Source organism: Citrobacter sp. EC_71 (assembly GCF_019584005.1).
Classification (GTDB): Bacteria; Pseudomonadota; Gammaproteobacteria; order Enterobacterales; family Enterobacteriaceae; genus Citrobacter; species Citrobacter werkmanii.
The window spans coordinates 60,778-86,852 of sequence record NZ_VDAY01000002.1 but is presented as its reverse complement, the minus strand read 5'-3'; the positions used below and the strand labels follow the sequence as shown (position 1 = coordinate 86,852).

The following is a 26,075-nucleotide window of genomic DNA, read 5'->3' as shown; positions in this document are numbered from 1 at the left end:
CCTATCAATACCTCTGGGATCCCAACTCTAGCAATCTGCTCAGTGCCCTCACCAGCGAACAATCGCAACAGCACATCGCAAAGTGTAAGTAAAAATTAGCGTTTTCTATTTTTTGTCTTACTTCGCTCGTGCGCGCTCACATTTGCGACGTCCTGACAGGCAATCTGCTTGAACAGCCAGCCATTTTCCGTAACACTGACACAATGTAAGCGTTTACCCACAACAGGTACTATCATGGCGACCATAAAGGATGTAGCCCGACTAGCTGGTGTATCAGTCGCCACCGTTTCTCGAGTGATTAATGACTCCCCCAAAGCCAGCGTAGCATCGCGTCTGGCCGTAACGAGTGCAATGGAATCACTCAGCTACCACCCCAACGCCAACGCGCGTGCGCTGGCGCAACAATCTACCGAAACCATCGGACTGGTGGTTGGTGATGTGTCAGATCCATTTTTTGGGGCAATGGTTAAAGCTGTCGAGCAGGTGGCCTATAACACCGGTAATTTTTTACTGATCGGCAACGGCTACCATAATGAACAGAAGGAACGTCAGGCGATTGAACAGCTCATTCGCCACCGCTGCGCTGCGCTTGTTGTCCACGCCAAAATCATCCCGGATGCAGACCTGGCTTCATTAATGAAGCAAATCCCCGGCATGGTATTGATCAACCGAATTCTGCCGGGATTCGAACAACGCTGTGTTGCCCTCGATGACCGCTTCGGCGCGTGGTTGGCTACCCGACACCTTATTCAGCAGGGCCATACGCGTATCGGTTATCTGTGCTCCAATCACACCATTTCAGATGCGGAGGATCGCCTGCAAGGCTATTACGATGCGCTGACGGAGAGCAATATACCGATTAACGATCGGCTGGTGACCTTTGGCGAGCCGGATGAGAGCGGCGGTGAGCAGGCCATGACCGAGTTGCTTGGACGTGGCAAAAACTTCACGGCAGTAGCCTGCTATAACGACTCCATGGCGGCTGGCGCGATGGGCGTGTTAAATGATAACGGCATTGATGTACCGGGCGAAATTTCCCTGATCGGCTTCGATGATGTGCTGGTTTCCCGCTATGTGCGTCCACGTTTGACCACGGTACGCTATCCGATAGTGACGATGGCAACCCAGGCCGCTGAACTGGCGCTGGCGCTGGCGGAAAAGCGACCCACGCCTGAAATCACCCACGTATTTAACCCAACTCTGGTGCGCCGCCATTCCGTTTCGACGCTGACAGAGCCGGGCAATTCTTCGTCAAACGATTAACCAGGATAGCGTCATGACTACGATGTTGGACGTTTCACGACACGCTGGCGTCTCAAAAGCGACCGTTTCGCGCGTGCTGAATGGTACGGGTCAGGTAAAAGAGAGTACGCGCCAGAAAGTGTTTAAGGCCATGCAGGCACTTGATTATCGACCCAATTTTTTAGCGCGCTCTTTGGCGAACCGTACCAGCAACAGCATTGGCCTGGTGGTTTCCACGTTTGATGGATTCTACTTTGGACGCCTGCTGCAACAGGCTTCGCGCCAGACGGAATCTCACGGTAAGCAGTTGATCGTCACCGACGGCCACGACACGCCGGAGCGTGAACAGGAAGCCGTGCAAATGCTGGCCGACAGGCAGTGTGATGCCATTATTCTCTATACCCGTTATATGAGTGAACAGGCGATTATGTCGCTAATGAACAGCATTGCTATGCCGTTGCTGGTCATTAACCGTGATGTCAGTCAGGCCCGCGATCGCGCGATTTTCTTTGAACAGGAAGAAGCCGCGTTCCAGGCGGTCAATTATCTGATCTCCCAGGGGCATAACGATATTGCCTGCATCACCGTGCCGGGCCATACCCCTACCGGTAAATCACGTTTGATGGGATATCGTAAGGCGCTGGAAAAAAACGGTATTCCCTGGGATCCCGACAAGGTCAAATACGGCGACTCCACAATGACGCGAGGCTATGAAGCCTGCCGTGAACTGCTGGAGGAAGGGGTGACATTCAGCGCCCTGTTCGCCTGTAACGATGACATGGCATTAGGTGCATCAAAAGCGTTGCATCAGGCTGGCCTGAAAATCCCAACGGACGTCTCGCTGTTTGGTTTTGATGATGCGCCCAGCGCCAAATGGCTGGAACCGGGGCTTTCTACAGTTTATCTGCCGATTGACGCCATGATAACAACGGCAATTGACCAGGCTATCCGTCTGGCCAACGGTGAGAGCGTAGAGCCGATCCCACCGTTTACCGGCAAACTGGTGTTGCGGGAATCGGTGACAACGGGGCCGTATTACGAATAGTGCAGGATGGCGCAAGCGCCATCCTGCGTTTCACAACGCTATATTCAGATTAACTCCAGCGCCAGTAGCTCATCAATCGTCTGGCGACGACGGATCAGTCGCGCCACACCATTATCAAACAACACCTCCGGCAGCAGCGGACGGCTATTGTAATTTGACGACATTGACGCGCCGTACGCCCCGGTATCGTGCAGCACCAGATAATCCCCCGGCACTACCGCTGGCAACAGACGGGTTTCCACATTTCCGCCTTCCTGCTGGGTAAAGACGTCGCCGGACTCACACAGCGGCCCGGCCACTACGGTTTCTATTTGCGCGGCTTGCTCCAGAGAACGGCCATCTCCCGCCAGTGCAGAGATATGGTGATAGCTACCGTACATCGCCGGGCGCATCAAATCGTTGAAGCCTGCGTCAATCAGCACAAAGTGACGGCTGCCCATCGCTTTTACGCTGCGCACCTGCGCCACCAGCACGCCAGCTTCCGCGACCAGAAAACGGCCCGGTTCGATCTCCAGTTTGACAGCGTGACCCAGATGACGCGCAATTTGATCGCGCGCGGCGTTCCATAACCCAAAGTAATGATCGGTATCGATCGCCTCTTCGCCCTCACGATACGGGATCGACAGCCCGCCGCCCGCGGAGATCGCCTCCAGATCCTGACCAAACTCGACAACCTGACGCACCATCGCGCCGCATACCTGTTCCAGATGGCCGTAGTCCACGCCGGATCCAATATGCATATGAATACCCACCAGCTTCAACTGATAGCGCTGGATCACTTCCAGCGCCGCCGGAAGATCGCTGTACCAGATACCGTGCTTGCTGTTCTCGCCGCCGGTGTTGGTTTTTTGACTGTGTCCATGACCAAAACCAGGATTCACGCGCAGCCACACGCGATGGCCCGGCGAAAGCTGACCCAGTTGTTCCAGCATATCCACCGATCCAGCATTTACCGGAATGCTCAATTCATGCACCCGGGCGAGCGTCGCGTCATCGATCATATCGGCGGTAAAGACTATCTCATCTTTTCCCGGCTCAAAGCCCGCCGCCAGCGCGCGTTCAATTTCGCCCAGCGAGACGGAATCGACCTTCACGCCCTGCTCGCGCATCAGGCGCAGAATATGAATATTTGAGCATGCCTTCTGGGCAAAACGCACCACGTCAAACTGGCTCAGTTTGGCAATCTGCGCGCGGATAATCTGTGCATCATACACCCACACCGGACAGCCAAATTCAGCGGGCAGGCGTAGCAGGTTGGCGGCGGTGAGATCGGTATCAGTGCTGTTGAGTGGGCGTGGCATGATGTGCTCCGGTATTGGCTTTTTTATGATTACGCCACAGGCCAGAAAGAATAAAAAATATCGTTTTATCGTGAGTCTATGCAAAAATGATATGGCTTACATCATTCGAGGATTACTCATGCCCGCCGTTAACCTGCGCCATATTGAAATTTTTCATGCCATCATGACCGCAGGTAATCTGACGGAAGCCGCGCGGATGCTACATACCTCGCAGCCGACCGTCAGTCGGGAACTGGCCCGATTCGAGAAAGTGCTGGGATTAACGTTGTTCGAACGCTCACGAGGCAGGCTGCATCCGACCGTGCAAGGGTTACGTCTGTTTGAAGAGGTACAACGTTCCTGGTATGGTCTGGACAGGATTGTGAGCGCCGCCGAAAGTCTGCGCGAATTTCGTCAGGGCGAATTATCGATTGTCTGCCTGCCGGTATTCTCGCAGTCTTTTTTACCACCGTTGCTGCAGCCATTCCTCACACGCTACCCGCAGGTCAATATTCAGATAGTGCCGCAAGAGTCACCGTTGCTGGAAGAGTGGCTGTCGGCGCAGCGCCACGATCTGGGGATCACAGAAACCCTGCATACTCCCGCCGGCACTAAACGTACAGAATTGCTGGCGCTGGATGAAGTATGCGTGCTGCCACAGGGACATCCGCTGGCCGAGAAATCCGTGCTCACCCCCCAGGATTTTCAGGGCGAAAACTACATCAGCCTGTCGCGGACCGACAGTTACCGTCAGCTTCTGGATACCCTGTTTAATGAGCATCAGGTGAAACGTCGCATGGTAATAGAAACCCATAGCGCCGCTTCAATTTGTGCAATGGTGCGGGCAGGCGTAGGGATCTCGGTGGTCAATCCCTTAACGGCGCTGGATTACGCCAGTAGCGGGATCGTTATCCGCCGCTTCAGTATTTCGGTACCGTTTACGGTCAGCCTGATTCACCCGCTTCATCGCCCCGCCTCGGCGTTGGTCGATGCTTTTACTGCGCATCTGCAAACCCATCTCCCGAGGCTTATCGATCCGCTGAACGCTATTTTGCATCCACAGACGAAAGCATAAACTCCACCGCATCTTGCGCATGGATAGCCGCAGTGTCGAAAACCGGTAGTGGGCTTAGCTCGGCTGGCACCAACAGACCAATCTCAGTACAGCCAAAAATTACCCCTTGCGCGCCCTGCTTAGCCAGTTGAGCAATCACACTGAGAGAATAATCACGGGAAGTTTCATTGAATTCGCCGAGGCACAGCTCATCGAAAATAATCTGGTTTATTTTTTGCCGGTCGTTAACGTCAGGAATAAGTGTACTAATGCCAAATTCAGCCTGTAAGCGCCCACGGTAAAAATCCTGCTCCATGGTGTAGCGCGTACCCAGCAGCGCCACGTTGCTCATCTGCTGCTTTTGTATCGCGCGGCCAGTGGCATCAGCAATATGCAGGAACGGTACATCACAGGCGGTTGCAATCGCCTCAGCAACCTTGTGCATCGTGTTGGTACACAACATGATTCCCTCAGCACCCGCCTCCTGTAGCCCTCTGGCGGCCTGCGCGAGGATCTGCCCGGCTCGCAGCCAGTCGCCGCTGGACTGACAGGCTTCAATCTCATGAAAATCTACGCTGTGCAACAGAATCTGTGCTGAATGCAGGCCACCCAGACGCTGCTTCACCCCTTCATTAATGAGTCGATAATAAGGAATGGTGGATTCCCAGCTCATACCGCCTAACAGACCGATCGTCTTCATCGCTTCCCCTCATTCGTTGTTATCTCTCCAGTGAACCAAAGATGTGATCAACTTTCCACATTTGTTGGTGTGCATTTCTTTTTATACTTTGCTGGTATAAATTTAATGAAACAATGTTTCATTAACTTACAGGAATGCCGGATGTTTATTTTTCATAAAGAGACCACGCTTGAAGATCTGGGCAATGGCGTTACCCGTCGCATTCTGGCTCACGACGGTAAAATGATGGCGGTTGAGGTGAACTTCGAGCAGGGCGCGATTGGTCCGCTGCACAACCACCCGCATGAGCAGCTGACTTACGTTTTATCCGGCGAGTTTGAATTTACAATTGGGGAAGAAAAGCATGTCGTTTCCGCAGGCGACACCCTGTATAAACAGCCCAACATTATGCATGGCTGCGTCTGCTTAAAACCGGGAACATTACTCGATACGTTCACCCCGGTGCGCGAAGATTTTCTGCACGGGTAATTTCGCTGTTTTCAAGCCGTGCTACTGAACGGTTTGAGGACACGCTAAAATGCGTACTCAGTTCCCTAAAAATGAATACGTTACAAGGTGGGGGTATTTTCCTTCGATACCAGCTCGCATAAGCATTAATCACCCGATGCGCCTCGCCATGTGGGCGATTACTGTCACGTTAACTTAATTAACGGTGACGGATCGCCATGACAAAAATGACAACGGCCACTCCACATGACGCAGTCTTCAAACAGTTCTTGTACCATCCCGATACTGCAAGAGATTTTCTGGATATCTATCTTCCATCAACCTTGCGGGAGCTATGTGATCTGCAAACATTAAAACTGGAATCAGGCAGTTTTATTGAGGATAGCCTGCAAGCCAGCTACTCCGACGTGCTGTGGTCATTAAAAACAAACGAAGGCGATGGGTATATCTATGTCGTTATCGAGCATCAGAGTTCACCCGACGCTCACATGGCATTTCGGCTAATGCGCTACGCCATGGCTGCAATGCAACGCCATCTGGATGCTGGCCATAAAACATTACCTTTGGTGATACCGATGCTGTTTTATCATGGCGCTCTCAGCCCCTACCCCTTTTCACTCTGCTGGCTGGATGAGTTTGACGATCCCGCATTGGCACGACAGCTGTACTCAGCAACATTTCCGCTGGTAGATATCACCGTAATACCCGATGACGAAATTATGCAACATCGCCGTATAGCACTGCTGGAATTGATGCAAAAACATATCCGCAAGCGTGATTTAATGGGATTAGTGGAACAACTGGTCTCGTTGCTGGCTACGGGATACGCTAATGACAGCCAGCTCAAAACGCTATTTAATTACATGATGCAGTTTGGAAATACGCCTCACGTTGATAAATTTATCCGTGAGGTTGCCTATCGGGTACCACAGCAAGAGGAACGTCTGATGACTATTGCGGAAGTGTTGCGACAAGAAGCTAAACAACAAGAGGCGTTACGCATTGCCCAGATGATGTTAGCGAATGGTATTAGTCATGAAATTATACTAAAGATAACCGGGCTGTCTGCTAAGGACCTCCTCGCCAGACAGGCGTCTCCGCATTGAAACAGGTAGCAATGGGAGCCCGATAATGAGTTGATCTATCGGGCTCCCTGCTCACTTACACCCCAATATTTCTTAGCTTCTCACCCGACATCAGCTTGCGCTCGATGTGTTCCAGCGTGACGTTTTTGGTTTCTGGGATAAGCCAGAATGTAATACCGATAAAAGCGACGTTCAACGCGGTATACAGCCAGAACGTACCCGCCGCGCCAATGCTGTCGAGCAGCGTCAGGAACGTGGCGCCAATGATCATGTTCGACACCCAGTTGGTGGTGGTCGAGCAGGTAATACCAAAATCACGGCATTTCAGCGGCTGAATTTCCGAACACAGGATCCACACCACTGGCGCGGCGCTCATCGCGTAACCTGCAATGCACATCATGGTCATACCGACTGACAGCCAGGAAAGGCCACTGGAAGCCGTGCCGTTATCAAACTGCATCAGGCAATAGCCGAGTACCAGCGTCCCAATGGCCATCACGCTGAAACCAATTTTCAACGCCGGTTTACGCCCCGCTTTATCAACCGTGAAAACGGCAATAAAGGTGGCGAACATGAACGTTAAGCCAACCACCAGCGTGGCAATCATCTGCTGTTCGGTGGTGGTAAAGCCCGCCATTTTAAAAATGCGCGGCGCGTAGTACATGATGATATTCATCCCGGTGAACTGCTGCATCGCCTGCAACAACATTCCGAGGAAAACCGCGCGACGCACGTTACGGTTAATTTTAAATAGCGCCCAGCCGCCCTGCTTCAGCTTCAGGCTTTCACGGATTTCGTTCAGCTCATCGCGGGCTTTTTCTGACGTATCGCGCAGCATACGCAATACTTCTTCAGCTTCGATATGGCGACCTTTTTCCGCCAGCCAGCGCGGACTGTTCGGCAGGAAAACCACCAGGATAATCAGTAACACCGCCGGGAGCGCCAGCCCCCCCAGCATCGCGCGCCAGTTACCGCTGTAGCTGAATGCCGTATCGGATAAGAAGGCCAGCACAATGCCCAGCGTAACCATCAGCTGGTACATACTGATCATCTTACCGCGCACATTCTCACTGGCCATTTCTGAGAGATACAGCGGCGCGGTGTAAGACGCGATACCCACCGCAACGCCCAGCACCACGCGGGCAAAAATGAGCATTTCAACGCTGGATGCCAACGCCGATCCCAGAGAGCCGACGACAAAAAGGATCGCGCCCGCCATCAGACTGTATTTACGTCCCAGGCGGAATGACAGCCAACCATTAAACAGTGCGCCAATTGCCGCACCCAGCATCATGCTGCTCACCACCCACTCCTGCAGGCGGCTGGTCAGGACAAAGTGATCGGTAATGAAAGGCAACGCGCCCGCTATCACGCCAATATCCAGGCCGAATAACAATCCTGCGACAGCCGCAGAGATAGAGACAAACATATTCATACGTCGCGTATCGCGCACAGGGCGCGGCGCTAAAGCAGCATCATTATTTATTGAGACCATTTTTTCCTGCCAGATACAGAGTAAACCATGTCCCTGAAAGTAAGGGATCCCTTACATGAAGCGTCAGGCGGGAAACGGCAAAAACATGGATTAAATAGCTACACCACCTCGTTATGTGATGGATATTCCAATTTTAAAATTTATCAGTAACCACTCAATTAAATTTAATTTATTGATATTAAAGAGGATTAAACATTACAAATTCATACATATATAATTATGTATGGATTAATTTATGGACAGAATATGGATTAAAATAACTTAAAACCAAAAAAAACCCTGCCAGATGACAGGGTTTGTTATTCAAAAAATGTATTAACGTGCCAGCCAGCCGCCGTCTACCGCAACGGTATAGCCGTTAATATAGTCAGACGCGCTGGACGCCAGGAACACGACAGGCCCCATCAGGTCGCTTGGCAGTCCCCAACGTCCTGCCGGAATACGATCGAGGATTTCTGCGCTACGCTGCTCATCAGCACGCAGCTGCTGAGTGTTGTTGGTCGCCATATAACCCGGCGCAATCGCGTTGACGTTGATGTTATGTTTTGCCCACTCGTTCGCCATCAGACGGGTGATGCCCATTACGCCGCTTTTAGACGCGGTGTAAGACGGAACGCGGATACCGCCCTGGAAAGAGAGCATAGAGGCGATATTGATAATTTTGCCGCCGTTACCCTGAGCGATAAAGTGCTTCGCCGCAGCCTGAGACATAAAGAATACGCTCTTAATGTTCAGGTTCATCACGTCATCCCAGTCTTTTTCGCTGAAGTCGATCGCATCGTCACGACGGATAAGGCCCGCATTGTTGACCAGAATATCGATATGGCCGAATTCTGCCACTGCGCGCTCCAGCAGCGCTGGAATACCATCAATTTGGCGCAGGTCGGCGGTCAGACTTAAAAAACGGCGACCCAGTGCGGTCACGCGTTCGATGGTTTCCGTCGGTTCAACAATGTTGATACCGACAATATCGCAACCCGCTTCCGCCAGACCCAGCGCCATACCCTGACCCAGGCCAGTGTCGCAACCGGTCACAACGGCGACTTTACCTTCAAGAGAGAATGCATTCAAAATCATTGTAAATCCTTAATTTTTTATAATGCCTGCCGCAGGCAGGCACGGCTGTCGCCCGCAACTAGCGCAGATCTTTGACGGCGACATGGTCCATATCATCAAAGACCTGGTTTTCACCAACCATGCCCCAAATGAACGTATAAGCTTTTGTGCCAACGCCCGAGTGAATAGACCAGCTCGGGGAAATCACCGCCTGCTCGTTGTGCATCACAATATGACGCGTTTCCTGAGGCTGTCCCATCATGTGGAAGACGCAGGTATCTTCTTCCATGTTGAAGTAGAAGTAGACTTCCATACGACGTTCATGGGTATGGCACGGCATGGTGTTCCACAGGTTGCCCGGCGCCAGTTCAGTCAGACCCATACTCAACTGGCAGGTTTCCAGCACATCCGGCACAAAATATTTGTTGATGGTACGACGGTTACTGGTGAGGTTGTCGCCCAGCGTCACTGGCGCAACGTCTGCTGGCGTAACTTTTTTGGTTGGATAAGTCGTGTGGGCTGGCGCGCAGTTATAGTAAAACTTCGCCGGTTTCGCCGTATCAACGCTGGCAAACACCACTTCTTTTGCCCCTTTGCCGACGTACAGCGCATCACGGTGACCAATTTCATAGCACTGACCGTCAACGGTAATCGTGCCCGGACCGCCGATATTAATCACACCCAGCTCACGGCGTTCGAGAAAATAGGTTACGCCCAGTTGTTTACCAACTTCGCCACCCACAGAGACGGTTTTGGCCACAGGCATAATGCCGCCAACAATAATACGGTCGATGTGGCTGTAAACCATGGTGTATTCATCTGCGACAAATACTTCTTCGACCAAAAACTCATTACGCAGCCCCTGAGTGTCGAGGGTTTTCGCATGCGCACTATGGATGCTTTGTCTTACGTCCACATTTACCTCCAGTGATAAATTGACCGTGAATGCTTTAACGAATAGCAAAACGCTGTTCCGTTTTATCTAATGCGCTCATGATATCCCTCCCGGATAGGGTTTTCAATTACAACTGAAACGTTGTTTCACTTTTTCCGCATCTTATTATCAAAAGTGTAATTGCGATCACGCTCGGGCATAATAATCGAGGGGGGAAATTTAGAATAAAATCATTTAAAACAATAGGATGGATAAAAACACAAAGAAGTAACTCATTCGTGGCAGGGATAAAACATTGAAAATACAGCCGGGCACAGACGATGTTCGCACACCTTTGCTAACAAAGTGCGCAGTCAATCACATGAAATAAAACATCGTTTTGATATGTTGGCAGAGTTTAGAGTGTATGTTTCTGTAACTGGCCTTGCCCTCCTGTTGGAGGGCTTTTTTAGAGATACAGGGGTAACACACAAAAAAGCGTTTAAGAAGGGAAATCTAAGAGCGTTAATCTCGTTCGATAGCGAGCGCCACCCCTTGACCACCGCCGATACACAACGTTGCCAGCCCCTTGTGCGCCCGACGTTTCACCATTTCATGCACCAGCGATACCAGAATACGACACCCCGATGCGCCAATCGGATGGCCGAGCGCGATAGCGCCGCCGTTCACATTTACCCGTCGTTCATCCCACTCCAGCATTTTCCCAACGGACAATGCCTGCGCAGCGAACGCTTCGTTGGCTTCGATCAGATCAACATCAGCCAGTTGCCAGCCCACACGCTCAAGGCAGCGACGTGTAGCATACACCGGCGCAATCCCCATGAGCGCGGGATCGACCCCAACGCTGGCGAACGCGCGAATGCGGGCCAGCACCGGTAAATTCAGCTCCTGCGCCTTGGCTTCGCTCATCATCATCACCGCGGCGGCGCCATCGTTGATGGATGAGGCGTTCCCCGCAGTGACCGACCCGAGCCGGTCGAAGGTAGGATCCAGACGCGCCAGCCCTTCTGCGCTGGCATCGGTGCGCGGTTGTTCGTCGGTATCCACCACGAATGATTGCCCGTTACGCTGGGTCACCACCGGCACGATTTCATCTTTAAAGCGTCCGGCGTCGATGGCCATCCGCGCCTTGTGCTGCGAATGCAGCGCGTAGGCATCCTGTAATTCACGGCTAATGCCATATTCCCGCGCCAGGTTTTCCGCAGTGACGCCCATATGATAATCGTTGAAAGCATCCCACAGACCGTCATGCACCAGGCTGTCGACCAGTTGACTATTGCCTAACTGCGCGCCGGTGCGACTATCGGTCAGAACATGCGGTGCACGGCTCATATTCTCCTGCCCACCGGCAATCACAATGTCGGCTTCACCGCACTGGATAGCCTGGGTCGCCAGATGCAGTGCTTTCAGCCCCGAACCGCAAACATCGTTAATGGTGATGGCGGAAACGGTATTAGGCAGTCCACCATTGATGGCGGACTGACGGGCTGGGTTCTGCCCGGCACCTGCGGTAAGCACCTGCCCGAGGATCACTTCATCCACGGCGTGAACATCTACACCCGTGCGTTCCAGCAACGCCTTGACCACCATACTGCCTAACTCAACGGCAGAGTGGCGCGCCAGCGTCCCCTGGAAGCAGCCGATCGGTGTTCTTAACGCCCCGACTATCACAACCTCTTTCATCACTACCTCAGCGCAAAATAACACCGCAATAGTAGATGATTGTTAAAAGTAGTTATCAAAGTTGTTTAAAAATGGTGATTTTTATCACAAAGGAAATTCGTATCATTTATTGGTCATCTGAACGCCACTCTGCTGTAAATGGTCGCGCAGCCAACTTCCCGCCACGCCAGGCGGTGATTTCTTATTCCACAACAGATCGATAGAGATAGCCTTTGGCCAACCGGGCACCTGTAGTTGAACCAGCGGTTTTTCCGCTGCAAACTCCTCCACCAGCGCACAAGGGAGCGCGCACCAACCGAATCCCTGAACCGCCATACTCAATAACAGCAAATAGTTAGGCGCCGACCAGACGGGGCCACGTGCCACGTTACTGCCGCTTTCCAGATAGGTATTCAAACGCAGTTCACGCCAGGTGTGGAGTTGTTCCCATTGTAGTTTTTCCTGACTCGCCAGCGGATGTGAGGCCGCAACGTATAACCCCATCCAGGTTTGCATCGGCAGCCGCGTCACGCCCATGTCGGTCGGATAATCCTCTCTTGCCTCAATCAACCCGACCTGCGCGCGCCCTTTTTGCAGCAGATCGATCACGTCTTCATCTTCACCAATCAGACATTCAAACTCGGTATGCGGAAACTTGCGGTCAAACTGCACCATTAATTCTTCCAGCACATCCGGGTGCAGCGTGTCCGAAAGTACGAAGGTCAGGCGCGCTTCCGTTTCACCCGACAGCGAGATAGCCGCCTCATCGAGACGTTCGCTGGCCGTCAAAATTGCCTGCACATATCCCAGCACCCGCTTACCTTCTTCGGTCAGCGTTGGCTGACGGGACGATCGGTCAAACAGCGCAAAACCAAGATCGGCTTCCAGATGCGCAATAGCCGTACTGATGGTGGACTGGCTTTTACGCAGTCGTCGGGCCGCGGCAGAAAATGAGCCGCAGGAAACGGTCTCTACAAATGCCGTTAATGCTTCAGGAGAGTAACGCATGAACTATCTACTTTATCGATGGATACTATCTTTTAGATATCACATAAAACGATAAAATTGCCACCATTCCGTTATCCGGGCATCAAAGAAGGTTTTAGGTTATGCAACACGATACAGTCCAGCGCCGCTCACTAGTGGAGCGTATTTTTCACGCCGTTTGTTTTGAAGGCATTGCCACCGCAATCCTTGCGCCAACCACCGCGTGGCTGATGCAGCGCTCGGTGCTGGAAATGGGCGGGCTGACAATTATTCTGGCTACCACGGCGATGATCTGGAATATCATTTATAACGCCCTGTTTGACCGCTTATGGCCGTCGCATCGGGTAAAACGTACGGCGAAAGTTCGCGCCTTTCACGCCTTAGGCTTCGAGAGCGGGTTTATTGTGATCGGGGTGAGCATCGTGGCCTATGTGCTGAACGTCAGCCTGCTTCAGGCATTCACGTTGGAAATAGGTTTCTTCCTGTTCTTCCTGCCGTACACCATGCTCTATAACTGGGCGTATGACACATTACGCGAGCGCGTTATGAAGCGCCGCCAGCAGCGTGTTACTGCCTGATAATTCAATAAATAGTCGGAATTATCTTGATTCCGACTATTTATCCATTCACCAGCCCACTTGTTCACACTTCCCCCAGCCCCTCTCATTTGTGGTAAATTGCGCTTCTTTTTGTTTATTTTATAGTTGATACGTTCAAATAATGTCGAAAATTTGGTCAAAAGAAGAGACTCTCTGGAGCTTCGCACTATATGGGACTGCCGTCGGTGCAGGAACCCTCTTCCTCCCCATACAGCTGGGTTCAGCAGGCGCGGTAGTGCTGTTTATCACCGCCCTCGTGGCCTGGCCTTTAACCTACTGGCCACACAAGGCGCTGTGCCAGTTTATCCTGTCGTCAAAAACGTCTGCTGGCGAAGGCATCACCGGTGCAGTCACCCATTACTACGGCAAGAAGATTGGCAACCTGATCACCACCCTCTATTTTATTGCCTTCTTTGTGGTCGTGCTGATCTACGCCGTGGCGATAACCAATTCACTCACTGAACAGTTGGCAAAACATATCACTATCGATTTGCGTGTTCGTATGCTGGTCAGTCTCGGTGTGGTGCTGGTGCTGAACCTGATTTTTCTGATGGGCCGACAAGCCACCATTCGGGTTATGGGCTTTCTGGTATTCCCACTGATTGCTTACTTTTTGTTCCTTTCGCTTTACCTGACCGGAAGCTGGCAGCCAACGCTACTCACCGGCCAGATGTCTTTCGATCAGCACACGCTTCATCAGGTTTGGATCTCTATTCCCGTGATGGTTTTCGCTTTTAGCCATACGCCAATTATCTCTACGTTCGCTATTGACCGACGTGAGAAATATGGCGAGCAGGCCATGGGTAAATGCAAAAAAATCATGAAGGTCGCCTACATCATCATCTGCCTGAGCGTACTGTTTTTCGTCTTCAGCTGTTTGCTTTCGATTCCGACAAACTATATCGAAGACGCGAAAAATGAAGGCGTGACCATTCTGTCAGCGTTATCGATGATGCCAAACGCACCGGCATGGCTGTCAATTTCCGGGATTATCGTCGCCGTCGTGGCGATGTCAAAATCGTTCCTCGGCACCTACTTTGGCGTGATTGAAGGGGCAACGGAAGTGGTAAAAACGTCGCTGCATCAGGTGGGCGTGAAGAAAAGCCGGGCCTTTAACCGCGCCCTGTCCATCATGTTAGTGTCGGCCATTACGTTTATCATCTGCTGCATTAATCCTAATGCGATTTCAATGATTTACGCCATTAGCGGGCCATTGATTGCCATGATTTTGTTTATCATGCCGACTCTCTCCACTTATCTGATACCGGCGCTGAAGCCGTACCGTTCAGTGGGTAATTTAATCACCCTGATTGTCGGTCTGCTGTGTGTATCTGTGATGTTTTTTGGCTAGAACGTGTAGTTAACGGCTCATTCCTGTATGTGGATGAGCCGTTAAACTGACTTATTTGATGTACGAATCCAGTACCTTCAACACCACGTCCAAATCTTCTTCGCGCTTTATTTCATCGCCCTGATGCACGATGTGCTCGGTCAGATGACCTTTAATCACCTCACGCATTAACCCGTTTACCGCACCGCGGATCGCCGCTATTTGCTGCAATACCGCCGCGCATTCATGCGGTTCATCCAGCATGGTTTTCAACGCCGCTACCTGCCCCTGAATCTTGCTGGTTCGGGCTTTCAGCTTTTGTTTGTCGCGGATCGTATGTGACATAACTTTACCTATTTAACGTCTGGCTGTAGCGACAATACCATCGACATTCTACTGGGGGGTAGTATTTAATACTGGGGGGGAGTAGAATCGGGCGAAATTAAACAACTAAGAATCATTCTCATGGGTGAGTTTTCTACGCTTCTTCAGCAAGGCAACGCCTGGTTTTTCATTCCCAGCGCGATTTTATTGGGTGTGTTACACGGTCTGGAACCGGGGCATTCGAAAACGATGATGGCGGCTTTTATTATTGCCATTAAAGGCACCATCAAACAGGCAGTGATGCTGGGGTTGGCGGCAACGCTGTCGCATACCGCAGTGGTGTGGTTGATCGCGCTCGGCGGGATGTATATCAGCAAAGCGTTTACCGCCCAGGCCGTTGAGCCATGGCTGCAGTTTGTCTCGGCGATTATCATTCTCGGCACCGCATTCTGGATGTTCTGGCGAACCCGGCAGGGAGAGCAGAGCTGGCTGGCCCAGACGCATCACGATCATGGCCACGAACACCAACATCATGATCATCACCACCACGATCATCATCACGATCACGACGGCGAGCACCACCACCATCACCACGATCATGACCATGCCGCGCTGGCAGGGCTGAGCGAGGGTTCAAAAGAGTATCAGGATGCCCACGAACGGGCGCATGCCACCGACATTCAGCGCCGCTTTGCCGGTAAAGAGGTCACTAACGGCCAAATATTACTGTTTGGTCTGACCGGCGGGTTAATCCCCTGCCCTGCCGCCATTACGGTGCTGCTGATTTGCATCCAGCTCAAAGCCTTCACGCTGGGCGCGACTATGGTGCTGTGCTTCAGCCTCGGACTGGCGTTGACGTTGGTGACGGTGGGAGTGGGTGCAGCAATCAGCGTACAGCAGGCGGCCAAACGCTGGAGTGGATTTAATACGCTGGCACGCAAAGCGCCCTATTTTTCCAGCGCGCTCATCGCCATGGTCGGCTTATATATGGGGATTCACGGCTATATGGGGATCGTCGGTTAACGAGCGGAGCGCGCAGCAGCGATTGCCGCTGCGCGTAAATCCAGATTAGCTGGCGACATTCCCCCACACCAGTTGCCCTTTATGGAAGGTCGCGGTGCGAGGGGAGATGCGGGCAACCGCTTCCGCCGAACAGGAGGCATCCACCAGCACAAAGCTGGCTTCATCCTTCGCTTTCGGCCACACGCGTTCACCTTTATCGTTTAGCGGCAGCACATCGCCGGTGGCAAGAAACAGCGCGCGCGACAGGTTAAGCTCGTTGGGGCGAATATAGAGCTGCGCGTACAGATTCGCCTTCTCCAGCATGTCTCCCAGCCCGTACGGCGACCAGTGGTCAATCACGCTGTCGGTCCCGGTAATCACCTCCACGCCTTTGTCACGCAGCTGTTTGAGCGGCATATGCAATGTGCCAATCGGCACCGTCGAGGCAATGGTAATCTGCTGCGCCGCCATACGGGTCGCCAGCGCGTCAACCTGCTGCTCGTTCAGCGTTGCCAGCGCGAAAGCGTGGCTGATGGTCAGTTTGCCCTTCAACTGCGGCGTTTTCTCTACCGTTTCCACCATGTAATTCACCGCCGCCACGCCCGCCGGGCTGGTTTCGTGCAGATGAATATCCACGCCTTTATCGTAATCCAGCGCAATCTGGAACATGGTGTCGAGGGATTTTTCCATCGCCCCGTCGACGCTGGTTGGGTCCAGACCACCGACGTAATGCGCCCCCGCCTGCATAGCTTCACGCATCAGCGGTTCAGATTTTGATAACAGCAAGCCATGCTGTGGAAACGCCACAATTTCACAGGCAAAACCCGGCTGGCGACGCGCCAACACCGCCTGCAGGTTTTCCAGGTTTTTCAGCCCGGAAACCGGTTCTATGTTGCAGTGGCTACGGGCAATCGAGGTACCTTTAGATTGCAGCAAATCGATAAGCTTTTCCGCGCGCTCCTGGGTGTATGGCTGGAGTTCAGGCAGCAGCTTTTGTTCCAGGCGGATCATATCCTGAATAGTGGTACCAGCCGGACGGTTCAGTGAGCGCCACGGACCACCATAAAAGGTTTTATCCAGGTGGATGTGCATATCGCGCATGGCGGGCAGCATCAGCTTGCCACCCGCATCGTAGTGCGGCAGCGTCGCATCCGGATGCTGCTTATTCTCACGCAGCGCAACAATTTTCCCGTCCTGGATTTCAACAGTTTGCAGTGCGGTACGGGTATGTACCACCACCGCGTTTTCGTAATCAAACCCCGTTTCCAGCAGAACGTTGTCCAGGTAATAGTGTTTATCGTTAATCGTCATCGTGCTCTTCGACCCGCAGGTGTTCCCGACAGGATTAGCAGCATACGCGACCGGAGCCACTGCGCCAAACAGCGCGGCAGCGGTCACCATTTTTCCGCTCTGGCTTAAAAATTCGCGGCGGCTGTTACTTTCTTTCATTCGCATCTCCTCTCAGGAATGGACAATGTGGGTACCCGTTTCACCGCGGATTGCGGCGGGCAGACATTCCGGCGTGGTGATGATTACCCGCTTACCTCCGCGCGCCAGGAACGCCAGACTGGCAACGATCTTCGGCAGCATGCTGCCCGGCGGGAAATGTCCTTCCTGCATGTAGCGGGTCATCGTGGCGACATCCACCGTATCCAGCGCCTGCTGCTCAGGTTTGCCAAAGTGAATACACACTTTCTCAACACCGGTGGTGATCACCAGAATGTCGGCGCGGATCTCCTGGGCCAGCAGCGCGGTGGAAAGATCTTTATCAATCACCGCGTCCACGCTCTGGTAATCACCTTGCTCACCACGCACCACCGGGATCCCGCCGCCGCCCGCGCCAATCACCACAAAGCCTTGCTGGGTCAGTGCCTTAATCGCCTCGGCTTCGACGATGCGCTTCGGCTCTGGCGAAGCGACCACCCGACGGTAGCCGCGCCCGGAATCCTCCACAAATCGCCAGCCCGGATTGACCCGCTGTAGTTCATCGCGCTGGGCTGCGCTAAAGAACGCGCCGATAGGTTTGGTTGGATTCGCGAAGCCCGGATCGTTTTTGTCGACCTCCACCTGCGTGACCACCGTAACTGCCTTCTGCTCACCGCGCCGCGCCAGACGGTTATTCAGCGCCTGTTGGATCAGATAACCAATACCGCCCTGCGTATCGGCAACGCAGTTTGCCAGCGGGGTGAGTGGCAACCCTTCACGCTCGTGTGCGATTTCCGCCCGCCGCAGATCCAGTCCCACCTGCGGTCCGTTCCCGTGAGTCAGCACAATGTTGTAGTCCGAGGCCAACATTTCCAGCACCGTGTCCGCAACCGCTTTCACCGCTTCAGCCTGGTGCTCAATCGACTGGCTGGCGTTATCTTTGATAATGCTGTTGCCGCCAATGGCAACGACCACAAGTTCTTTCATAGTGTTATCTTCCGCTTGCAGACGATTCAGGTGGATTTCGTCGGTTGTTGCTCAGGTGCAGTCACCGCTTCACGACTGTCGAGCACGTGCTTAAGGACAAACATGCCGCTCATCATCAGGTAGGCCAGCACAAACATCATCGAACTGCCCTCTGCAAAGCCGACCGCCGGGGAGTGGATCACACCAAACAGCGACAGCAGGGCGCCAAAGGCAGCGGCAATCGCCCCACGCAACGGCTTATTCATAATGGCGAAGATGGCGACACAGCCCCACAGCATGCTGGCCAGCGGCGCGCCGCTTCCCAGATGCACCAGCCCGTCGTAATAGACGCCTTTGCTGTGCAGCAGGTCGCTACCGAGCTTACCGGCTGACGTACCGGCCGCGCCCATCACGCTATTAACGATGGTTAGCGCCCAGTTAGCGATCCACGGGAACAGGCAGATGAAGATAACGGGAACCTCGACCTTGGGCGTTTCTCGCACCACCTGGTTGGCGGTCACCACGCCGATAAACACCAAAATCGGCACGATTGCGGTCATCGGAATAATGGCGAGCATAAACGCGCCCAGACCAAACAGCGGCACCAGGAACATAGTGATCCCCGAAGCGAGGGTATAGCCGATGCTGGCGCCCATCGCTTTCCAGCCCGCATGGCCGACATACACAGTCACCGGGAACGGGTTGCCCAGCATGCAGCCGAGCATGGAAGCAAAACCGTTCGCCATCATGACTTTACGGGTGTTGTACTCATCGCCCGCGGCATGCGCACTTTCTATGTTTTCGAGGTCAAAAATGTAGTTCGCCAGACCCAGCGGAACCGCAGACGCCAGATACGGCAGCGCGTGCGGCAGCCCTTGCAAGAAGCTGTCGACATGAATTTCCGGCGGGTTAAAGCCAAAAGAAGACATCGACGCTTTAATCGCTTCCGGGCTTTGCAAACCCGAGATCCACGCCAGTGCCGTACCGGCAATCAGTAACAGCAAACCAGTAGGAATGCGGGCAAAAATTGGCTTCTTACCGAACCAGTTAATAAAGATCAGCAGCAGGACGATGAAAGAAACGGTTGGCGCTTCAAATGCCTGCAGCATTGGGTTCATCGCCAACAACAGCAGGCCCAGGCCGGATAAACAAGAGAGCAGTACCGTTCGTGGGATCATCTTGCGGATGGTCTCGCCAAGGAAGGAGCCGCCCACCAGGATTAATGCTTCCACAAAGCACCACACCAGCGCTATCTGGATGGCGAAGTTGGCATCTTTTGTTTGCTGATAAACCGGCATCAGCACCAGGAAGGTCACGGTAAAGATCGACGGTGCGCTGGGACCGGACGGCAGCGCCGTTACGTCATTACGTCCGGTGTGTTTTGCCATTTGCAGGCCAAACCAGGCGTAGCAGACGCTGGCCACCAGCACCGCCAGACCAAAGGCAGGCGCAATGCGACCATAGACAATTTCGGTAGGGATCCCGACGACAAAAATGAGCAGCCCCATCATTGTCAGCAGGTTCGTCAGGTTGTTGGTCATCAGCCCGAAGTAAGCCGCCCAGTCACCACGTTTCCATTCTAGTTTTATGCTGTTCATGGAATATCCTTAACAGGTTAAGCATCGTTTGCGATCGCGGAGATCGCCCAGCCCTGCAGGTAAGCAACGTTTAACGCCGTTAGCCCCGGTTGTTGTTATTAGCAGTAGCGGTCACGCCAGTTGAGGATCGCCTTTTCAAAACAGGCGAACGGCGGGTGAACGATTCCGGCACCGATCATGCCGATCCCCGCATCTTTGTGCGCAATGGCGGTGTTGATCACTGGCAAAATGCCGGTGCTGCCCACGCGCGTAATGTCGATAGCGGTCGGTACCCCCATAAAACCGAGCAGCGGAATGGTAACGTTGGGGTTTTCACCGAGGGTGATTTCGCGCATCTGGCGAGAGAAATCGACCGCCTCCTCGACCGTACCGCCGACCAGCGCCACAATGGCAGGCGCCGTCGCCATGGCAAAACCGCCAATGCCATAGGTTTCGGTAATCGCGCTATCGCCGATATCACGCCCGGAATCTTCCGGCTTATAGCCCGCGAACATTGGACCAATCACCTGCTGCGCAGGACCGGTAAACCATTGCCCCGGCAACCCGCTGACGCGCAGACCGAACTCGACGCCGTTACGCGCCATCGTCGTGACCACGGTGCTGTATTCAATGCCGTGTGCGGCGTCCATCGCGGCTTTACACATCGCCATCCAGGTCGGCCCGGAGAAGTAATCGCTACTGAGGACGAACTCGAATACCTCGCGCTGCTGCTCAACCGGATAACCGGTCTGGATAATCCACGGCGTCAGCGCCTGAATCAGTAGCGCTGTCCCGGCGTTGTTACGGTTATGGCACTCATCGCCCATGTGCAACGCCTGCGCCAGCATCAGACGCAGATCGATTTCACCCGCCAACTTCATGGCATCACGCAGCATCGGTCCCATCACATCGCGCATCCAGTTCAGTCGATCGATAACGCTCTGATCGTTCGCCCCCATGCGCAGGATCTTCGCCATCTGCTCGCTCATATTGGTATATGCGCGGTTGCCGTAGGTTTTGTTCTCCACGATGTGCATAAACATCGACGCCGACGTCACCCCCGCCATCGAGCCAACACAGTCATGCTCGTGGCACGGTGAGAAGATGATTTCACCCGAGGCGGCCAGTTCGGCAGCTTCATCCAGATCTTTCGCCAGCCCTTCAAACACCAGCGCCCCGGTTACCGCGCCCTTCATCGCGCCGCACATTTTTTCCCAGCGGATCGGTGGCCCGGCGTGCAAAATGGTGTTGCGGGTCATCCCTGGCACTACGTTGATGGCCTGGTCGTAACCAATCAGCACCGGATGCGACTGGATGATGCGCTCCAACGCCTGCTGGTTAGCGGCCGCGATTTTGTCCGCCAGCGGCGAATCAGCAATGTCATCCAGCGCGGCCACGACCTGCATATTGCCCTGGCCCGGCGGCGTCCAGTCGAGTTGAGTCACGGGCACATTCTGTTTTTTCAGGTCATCGCTGAACATCGCGATGCCGACATTAATCACGTTCAGCGGCTGGTTAAACAGTGTCTGGCTCATCAGGCTTCCTCCCCTTTACAGATAAATTCACGCGCCAGCAATCCGGTGTTGGTGCTACTGCTCGCCCAGATAACCCCGGCGTCGGTCAGCATCTGGCACTGTTTTTCCAGCGACGGTGTATCGAGATCGGTTCCCAGCACATAGCCGAGGATTTCCATCGGACGCCCCTCTGCGGCGGCGATCGCTTTGGCTTCAACGATCGCGTCCAGCATCACCCCGACAGGATCTTCATGCGATCCAAATCCAAGCACGAAGTCCATCACGATCACGCCCACTTCAGGATCGCGCGCCTCCTGCAACAGACGACTAATACGGTTGGTGGGATCGATCATCGGGTGTGGTTTACCGTTGGTAAAATCGTCATCACCGAAATCAAGGAAGGTATGCGCCACGCTGCGGTTGAGATCTTTCAGGCGAAACGCCGGATCCGGATGAATGTTGCTGTAAACCTGCGCGTGTTTTTCCATGGCGGCAAACATCGCCTCATCACACAACGTGCCGCCGCAGAATAAGCCACGGATGTACTTTTGCTGCGGGGTCAGGCGGGCGCGGACCTCTTCAATCAGCGGCCAGTTGAGCGGATGCAGGTCCAGGCTCTCTTTTTTCACGCCGGTCAGCAGCACCGCTTTCAGCGCTGCTTCTTTGGTACCGCGTGCAAACTGCAGACCTTTTTCATCCGCAGGCGCGGCTTCGCGTCCGAGGAAGCACACCACGACTGGCTTTTGGCAGGCGCGCGCACGCTCCAGCACCTTGCGCGCCACCGCTGGGGCAGGAGGTTTAGAGATAAGCGCAATGATTTCGGTTTGCGGATCGGCTTCCAGCATGCCAATCGCATCAAGCATCATCAGGCCGCCAATCTTCTCACTTAGATCGCGACCACCGGTGCCAATCAGTTGGGAAATTCCGCCGCCAAACTCGTGAATACGTACGCTCAGTTCCTGGCTACCGGTACCGGACGCACCAACAATCCCAATGTTGCCGCGACGTACCGCGTTGCCAAAGCACAGCGCCGCGCCGTTAATAATGGCGGTTCCGCAGTCTGGCCCCATCATCAACAGCCCTTTTTCGTGCGCCAGTTGTTTTAGCGCCAGTTCATCCTCAAGAGAAACGTTGTCAGAGAACAGCATCACGTTGAGGTTATTTTGCAGCGCCTGACGCGCTTCACGCGCCGCAAACAGACCATTGACCGAGATCACCGCCAGGTTACTGTCAGGCACATGCTTCTTGGCACTAGCAAGCGTGGCATAGTGCGCTTCATGCTGGCCGCCCTGCTCTTTATGCGTAAACAGATCTTCAATTGCCACCAGCGTCTGGTCGTTCGCCGCCTCGCTTGCGCCTTTAATGACAATCATCAGGTCGCCACTTTTCGCCTCTTCCAGTTCAGGCGTCAGCAGGCCGAGATTCTTCAGCACACCCTTGTTCATTTCCGTGGCCATCGCCACGAATGCCTGCTCAACGCCATCGAGCTTATTTGCACGTGTGGAGATAGACATCAGTGAAACGGAATCAAAATACGTGTTCTTTTTAACAACTATCCTGATCGACATAATTCCCTCCGGACCTGTGGCTCAGGGCGCAGGCGTCCGCCATGCCATACAGCATGTCGCAGCCAGAACTTGAGCCGATATTTTTAATGTCAGTAATATATTGCGTAGAAACGGGTTGTTGCTCAGTAATAATATGCTGCAGCAGCCGCACGACGCTTTCCCGATAACGTTGATGCAAAGCTTCTTCGAGCGTTATTTTGCTAAGTAGCGTCGTATTATTTCCGGCGCATTGTAATGCCGCTAAAAAATCTCCACGATATTTCTCCAGCGGATGTCCTGGGATTAATAAAATGGCACTTAAGCCCACTAAATAATCATCGGATGATGGCGTCAGGCCAATTCCCAGACCAATTAAATGGCTGGCCGCTGTAGAAATATTTACTCCCGTATATAGCGCCGCTATTAGTGTTTGTCGGCGGTTGAGTAATTGACGGGTGATTTCCTGATAAAACGGGTTGTCCCCCTGATACAAAAATAATGTGTCGTCGCTGCTTAACTGTTGGCGGATTACCTCTTCCCAGCGCTGCCAGCGGACTGCGGCGAGGGTTACTGCATCTGGCGTCCACTGTGGTATGCGCCACGGCAGGCAACCAGAGGTCTCTATCCATTTATCTTTGCCAACGGCTATCCCCGACTCGGTAAATCTGACCTGCTCACCGGGGAGAAACAGGTCCGCGCAATGCGTCAGCGCCAGCCGACAGCTATTAGGCGCGTTATCACAACCTTCACTCAGCAACGTCAACAGTCGCTGCTGGCCAGGTATCAACAGGTTCACCGCGCGGGAAAAAACCTGTTCAACTTGCCCCGTCCCCCGGAAAGCGAGAAACGCGCTATCTGCGGTTAGCGCCTGTACGCATCGCCGTGATGGCGTAGCGATAGCGGCGCTCCTCTGTCAGGCTCCGGCAGCAATCAGCAGCTCGGCAATTTCGTGATAACCTTTCTCCCGCGCCAGTTCCAGCGGGGTTTTACCATATTTATCCGTCATATGCGGATTCGCGCCATGATCAAGTAGTAGCTTGACGATCTCCTGCTGTTTCGCGCCGCCGTCATTAAGCACAATGGCTTCCAGAAGCGGCGTCCAGCCAACAAAGTTGGTATGGTTGACATTGATATCAGTACGCAGCAGTAGTTCGCGCACAATCTCCACGTGACCTTTTTCACTGGCTGGCGTAATGCCTACGCCGCCAAAACGACTCAGGCAGTTAAGGTCGGGGTTAGCAGGCAATACGGTACGCAGCAGCGTTAAATCGTCAGTCAGGCAGCTAATCAGGAAAGGATTAAAACAGGTTTGGTCCTGTTTATTAATATCGGCACCGGCGGCAATCAGTAAAGAAACACAGTCATAATGCTTATTCAGGCTGGCAATAATAATGGCGGTACGTCCCTGGCGGTTCGTGGCATTAATATCCACATTTTTTGCCAGACAGGATTTTAATCCATCGGCATTACCTTGCTCTGCCGCCAGCAGAAATTCAGTAATGAGTTCTTTCTCTGACATAATTGCTCTCCTGCAGTTTTTTAGACTTTTTAAATATCCGATAAGCTGAGAATAGCAACAGAGTGTAGAGAATAACATCCGCTTAAATTTCATTCATCGTAAGCGTGGCAATTATTGAATAAAATTTAACAATGAGAGGAAACCGTGCTGTAGTGCAATCTTTCCCTTATGGCTGGGGCGTTTTTTGCCACTAATTAATAGTCAGGCAAATCAGGCGGTATGCTGCACGGATAGCGGCCTGCAATTAATATGCAGAAGTGTGATTACCTTCAAATCAAATGTAAAACTAGTGTTAAATTCTGTTCAAAACTGATTGCTCTGTATAAGGATTACAAATACATTCAACAATCATTATGTGGCGGGGCGTGTTGGTTGCCTGAAGGGAGAAAAGATGAATTCCATTTTTACCGAGGAAAATCTGCTGGCATTTACTATGGCTGCCCGCTACAGCAGCTTCAGCAAAGCTGCGGAGGAGCTAGGCTTAACCACATCAGCAATTAGCTATACCATTAAACGCATGGAGATGGGGCTTGATGTGGTGCTGTTTACGCGTAGCACCCGTAGCATTGAGTTGACTGAATCTGGCCGCTATCTGTTTCGCAAGGCCACCGACCTGCTCAACGATTTCCACGCGATTAAGCGCAGCATTGATACCATCGCTCAGGGCATTGAAGCCCGGGTGCGCATCTGTATTAACCAGTTGTTGTACACCCCACAGCATACGGCACGACTGCTGCAGGTACTCAAGAAACAGTTCCCTACCTGCCAGATAACCGTCACCACCGAGGTGTATAACGGCGTCTGGGATTCGATCATCAACAACCTTGCCAATATTGCCATTGGCGCACCCGATACGTTACTGGACGGCGGCGGGATTGATTATACCGAGATCGGCGCTATTCGCTGGTCGTTTGCCATTGCCCCGGATCATCCCTTGGCTTTCATGCCTGAACCGATTTCTGAGAGCCAGCTGCGTTTGTATCCGAACATTATGGTGGAAGACACCGCCCACACCATTAACAAAAAGGTCGGGTGGCTGTTACACGGTCAGGAGTCGATTCTGGTTCCCGATTTTAATACCAAATGTCAGTGCCAAATTCTGGGCGAAGGCATCGGTTTTTTACCGGACTATATGGTGCGCGAAGCGATGGAAAAGTCGCTGCTGGTCACGCGACAGATCCACAACCCACGTCAGGATTCACGGATGCTGCTGGCGACCCAGCATTCGGCAACCGGTCGAGTAACCCAGTGGATTAAAAAAGAGTTTGGCCCGCAAGGGGTACTGACGGGCATTTATCAGGATTTGCTGCATCGGGAGTGATAT

At 53.1% G+C, this 26,075-nt stretch carries 24 protein-coding genes; 9 read left to right on the top strand and 15 right to left on the bottom strand.

Going from position 1 to position 26,075, the window contains the following annotated elements; translation table 11 throughout:
* The first annotated feature begins 234 nt into the window (after positions 1 to 234).
* The gene (galR, locus tag FHD02_RS02290; RefSeq protein WP_137370437.1) at positions 235 to 1,263 is read left to right on the top strand and encodes an HTH-type transcriptional regulator GalR; all 1,029 of its coding nucleotides are present in this window, start codon (positions 235 to 237) and stop codon (positions 1,261 to 1,263) included.
* Positions 1,264 to 1,276: 13 nt separating this feature from the next.
* Positions 1,277 to 2,287, top strand: a complete 1,011-nt coding sequence (locus FHD02_RS02285) for a LacI family DNA-binding transcriptional regulator (protein WP_042310796.1) — start codon at positions 1,277 to 1,279, stop codon at positions 2,285 to 2,287.
* 44 nt (positions 2,288 to 2,331) lie between these two features.
* On the opposite strand, the gene lysA is transcribed toward FHD02_RS02285, so the two are convergent.
* Positions 2,332 to 3,588, bottom strand: a complete 1,257-nt coding sequence (lysA, locus tag FHD02_RS02280; protein WP_137361275.1) for a diaminopimelate decarboxylase — start codon at positions 3,586 to 3,588, stop codon at positions 2,332 to 2,334.
* A 118-nt stretch (positions 3,589 to 3,706) separates the two neighbouring features.
* Between lysA and FHD02_RS02275 the strand changes: the two genes are divergently transcribed.
* Positions 3,707 to 4,642, top strand: coding sequence for a LysR family transcriptional regulator (locus tag FHD02_RS02275; protein ID WP_137361276.1), 936 nt, complete (start codon positions 3,707 to 3,709; stop codon positions 4,640 to 4,642).
* Here FHD02_RS02275 and FHD02_RS02270 read toward each other — a convergent pair.
* Positions 4,614 to 5,321, bottom strand: a complete 708-nt coding sequence (locus tag FHD02_RS02270; protein WP_220393531.1) for an aspartate/glutamate racemase — start codon at positions 5,319 to 5,321, stop codon at positions 4,614 to 4,616. The genes FHD02_RS02275 and FHD02_RS02270 overlap by 29 nt on opposite strands.
* Positions 5,322 to 5,462: 141 nt before the next feature.
* Between FHD02_RS02270 and FHD02_RS02265 the strand changes: the two genes are divergently transcribed.
* On the top strand, positions 5,463 to 5,789 hold the full coding sequence (locus tag FHD02_RS02265) for a cupin domain-containing protein (RefSeq protein ID WP_042310801.1): 327 nt from the start codon (positions 5,463 to 5,465) through the stop codon (positions 5,787 to 5,789).
* Between the two features lie 197 nt (positions 5,790 to 5,986).
* The gene (locus FHD02_RS02260) at positions 5,987 to 6,874 is read left to right on the top strand and encodes an Rpn family recombination-promoting nuclease/putative transposase (RefSeq protein ID WP_220393530.1); all 888 of its coding nucleotides are present in this window, start codon (positions 5,987 to 5,989) and stop codon (positions 6,872 to 6,874) included.
* A gap of 55 nt (positions 6,875 to 6,929) precedes the next feature.
* On the opposite strand, the gene araE is transcribed toward FHD02_RS02260, so the two are convergent.
* The 5 genes from araE to FHD02_RS02235 form a co-directional block, all read right to left on the bottom strand.
* Complete coding sequence (araE, locus tag FHD02_RS02255) at positions 6,930 to 8,348, bottom strand: arabinose-proton symporter AraE (RefSeq protein ID WP_220393529.1); 1,419 nt, start codon at positions 8,346 to 8,348, stop codon at positions 6,930 to 6,932.
* Between the two features lie 315 nt (positions 8,349 to 8,663).
* Positions 8,664 to 9,425 (bottom strand): 2-dehydro-3-deoxy-D-gluconate 5-dehydrogenase KduD, encoded by a 762-nt coding sequence (gene kduD / locus FHD02_RS02250; protein WP_220393528.1) that lies wholly within the window; start codon positions 9,423 to 9,425, stop codon positions 8,664 to 8,666.
* Positions 9,426 to 9,483: 58 nt separating this feature from the next.
* The gene (gene kduI / locus FHD02_RS02245; protein WP_042310807.1) at positions 9,484 to 10,320 is read right to left on the bottom strand and encodes a 5-dehydro-4-deoxy-D-glucuronate isomerase; all 837 of its coding nucleotides are present in this window, start codon (positions 10,318 to 10,320) and stop codon (positions 9,484 to 9,486) included.
* A gap of 483 nt (positions 10,321 to 10,803) precedes the next feature.
* Positions 10,804 to 11,982 carry an acetyl-CoA C-acetyltransferase gene (locus FHD02_RS02240; RefSeq protein WP_032944867.1) on the bottom strand — a complete coding sequence of 393 codons (1,179 nt, stop codon included), beginning with the start codon at positions 11,980 to 11,982 and terminating at the stop codon, positions 10,804 to 10,806.
* Positions 11,983 to 12,084: 102 nt separating this feature from the next.
* The gene (locus FHD02_RS02235; RefSeq protein WP_137361280.1) at positions 12,085 to 12,969 is read right to left on the bottom strand and encodes a LysR family transcriptional regulator; all 885 of its coding nucleotides are present in this window, start codon (positions 12,967 to 12,969) and stop codon (positions 12,085 to 12,087) included.
* A 101-nt stretch (positions 12,970 to 13,070) separates the two neighbouring features.
* Between FHD02_RS02235 and FHD02_RS02230 the strand changes: the two genes are divergently transcribed.
* Together FHD02_RS02230 and FHD02_RS02225 are read left to right on the top strand one after the other, a co-directional pair.
* Complete coding sequence (locus FHD02_RS02230; RefSeq protein WP_061382392.1) at positions 13,071 to 13,526, top strand: multidrug/biocide efflux PACE transporter; 456 nt, start codon at positions 13,071 to 13,073, stop codon at positions 13,524 to 13,526.
* A 142-nt stretch (positions 13,527 to 13,668) separates the two neighbouring features.
* Complete coding sequence (locus tag FHD02_RS02225) at positions 13,669 to 14,898, top strand: amino acid permease (protein ID WP_061382393.1); 1,230 nt, start codon at positions 13,669 to 13,671, stop codon at positions 14,896 to 14,898.
* Positions 14,899 to 14,949: 51 nt separating this feature from the next.
* Here the strand turns inward: FHD02_RS02225 and rcnR are convergent, their stop codons facing one another.
* Positions 14,950 to 15,222, bottom strand: a complete 273-nt coding sequence (rcnR, locus tag FHD02_RS02220) for a Ni(II)/Co(II)-binding transcriptional repressor RcnR (RefSeq protein ID WP_003825567.1) — start codon at positions 15,220 to 15,222, stop codon at positions 14,950 to 14,952.
* A 120-nt stretch (positions 15,223 to 15,342) separates the two neighbouring features.
* On the opposite strand from rcnR, the gene FHD02_RS02215 reads away from it, so the two are divergent.
* A complete protein-coding gene (locus tag FHD02_RS02215; RefSeq protein WP_137361281.1) occupies positions 15,343 to 16,224 on the top strand; it encodes a nickel/cobalt efflux protein RcnA in 882 nt (293 codons plus the stop codon).
* 45 nt (positions 16,225 to 16,269) lie between these two features.
* Here FHD02_RS02215 and FHD02_RS02210 read toward each other — a convergent pair whose 3' ends face one another.
* The 7 genes from FHD02_RS02210 to FHD02_RS02180 all read right to left on the bottom strand — a co-directional run bounded on the left by FHD02_RS02210 (position 16,270) and on the right by FHD02_RS02180 (position 24,751).
* Complete coding sequence (locus tag FHD02_RS02210) at positions 16,270 to 17,652, bottom strand: amidohydrolase family protein (RefSeq protein ID WP_137361282.1); 1,383 nt, start codon at positions 17,650 to 17,652, stop codon at positions 16,270 to 16,272.
* A gap of 12 nt (positions 17,653 to 17,664) precedes the next feature.
* Positions 17,665 to 18,615, bottom strand: a complete 951-nt coding sequence (locus FHD02_RS02205; RefSeq protein WP_137361283.1) for a carbamate kinase family protein — start codon at positions 18,613 to 18,615, stop codon at positions 17,665 to 17,667.
* Between the two features lie 26 nt (positions 18,616 to 18,641).
* Complete coding sequence (locus tag FHD02_RS02200) at positions 18,642 to 20,192, bottom strand: hypothetical protein (protein ID WP_038633383.1); 1,551 nt, start codon at positions 20,190 to 20,192, stop codon at positions 18,642 to 18,644.
* A gap of 98 nt (positions 20,193 to 20,290) precedes the next feature.
* Positions 20,291 to 21,706 carry a DUF1116 domain-containing protein gene (locus FHD02_RS02195; protein ID WP_038633386.1) on the bottom strand — a complete coding sequence of 472 codons (1,416 nt, stop codon included), beginning with the start codon at positions 21,704 to 21,706 and terminating at the stop codon, positions 20,291 to 20,293.
* A complete protein-coding gene (gene fdrA, locus FHD02_RS02190; protein ID WP_220393527.1) occupies positions 21,706 to 23,253 on the bottom strand; it encodes an acyl-CoA synthetase FdrA in 1,548 nt (515 codons plus the stop codon). The genes FHD02_RS02195 and fdrA overlap by 1 nt, the downstream gene beginning before the upstream one ends.
* Complete coding sequence (locus FHD02_RS02185; RefSeq protein ID WP_220393576.1) at positions 23,231 to 24,019, bottom strand: DUF2877 domain-containing protein; 789 nt, start codon at positions 24,017 to 24,019, stop codon at positions 23,231 to 23,233. The genes fdrA and FHD02_RS02185 overlap by 23 nt, the downstream gene beginning before the upstream one ends.
* A gap of 126 nt (positions 24,020 to 24,145) precedes the next feature.
* Positions 24,146 to 24,751 carry an ankyrin repeat domain-containing protein gene (locus FHD02_RS02180; protein ID WP_042310828.1) on the bottom strand — a complete coding sequence of 202 codons (606 nt, stop codon included), beginning with the start codon at positions 24,749 to 24,751 and terminating at the stop codon, positions 24,146 to 24,148.
* Between the two features lie 391 nt (positions 24,752 to 25,142).
* Between FHD02_RS02180 and FHD02_RS02175 the strand changes: the two genes are divergently transcribed.
* Positions 25,143 to 26,072 (top strand): LysR substrate-binding domain-containing protein, encoded by a 930-nt coding sequence (locus tag FHD02_RS02175; protein WP_032940477.1) that lies wholly within the window; start codon positions 25,143 to 25,145, stop codon positions 26,070 to 26,072.
* The last annotated feature ends 3 nt before the right edge of the window (positions 26,073 to 26,075 follow it).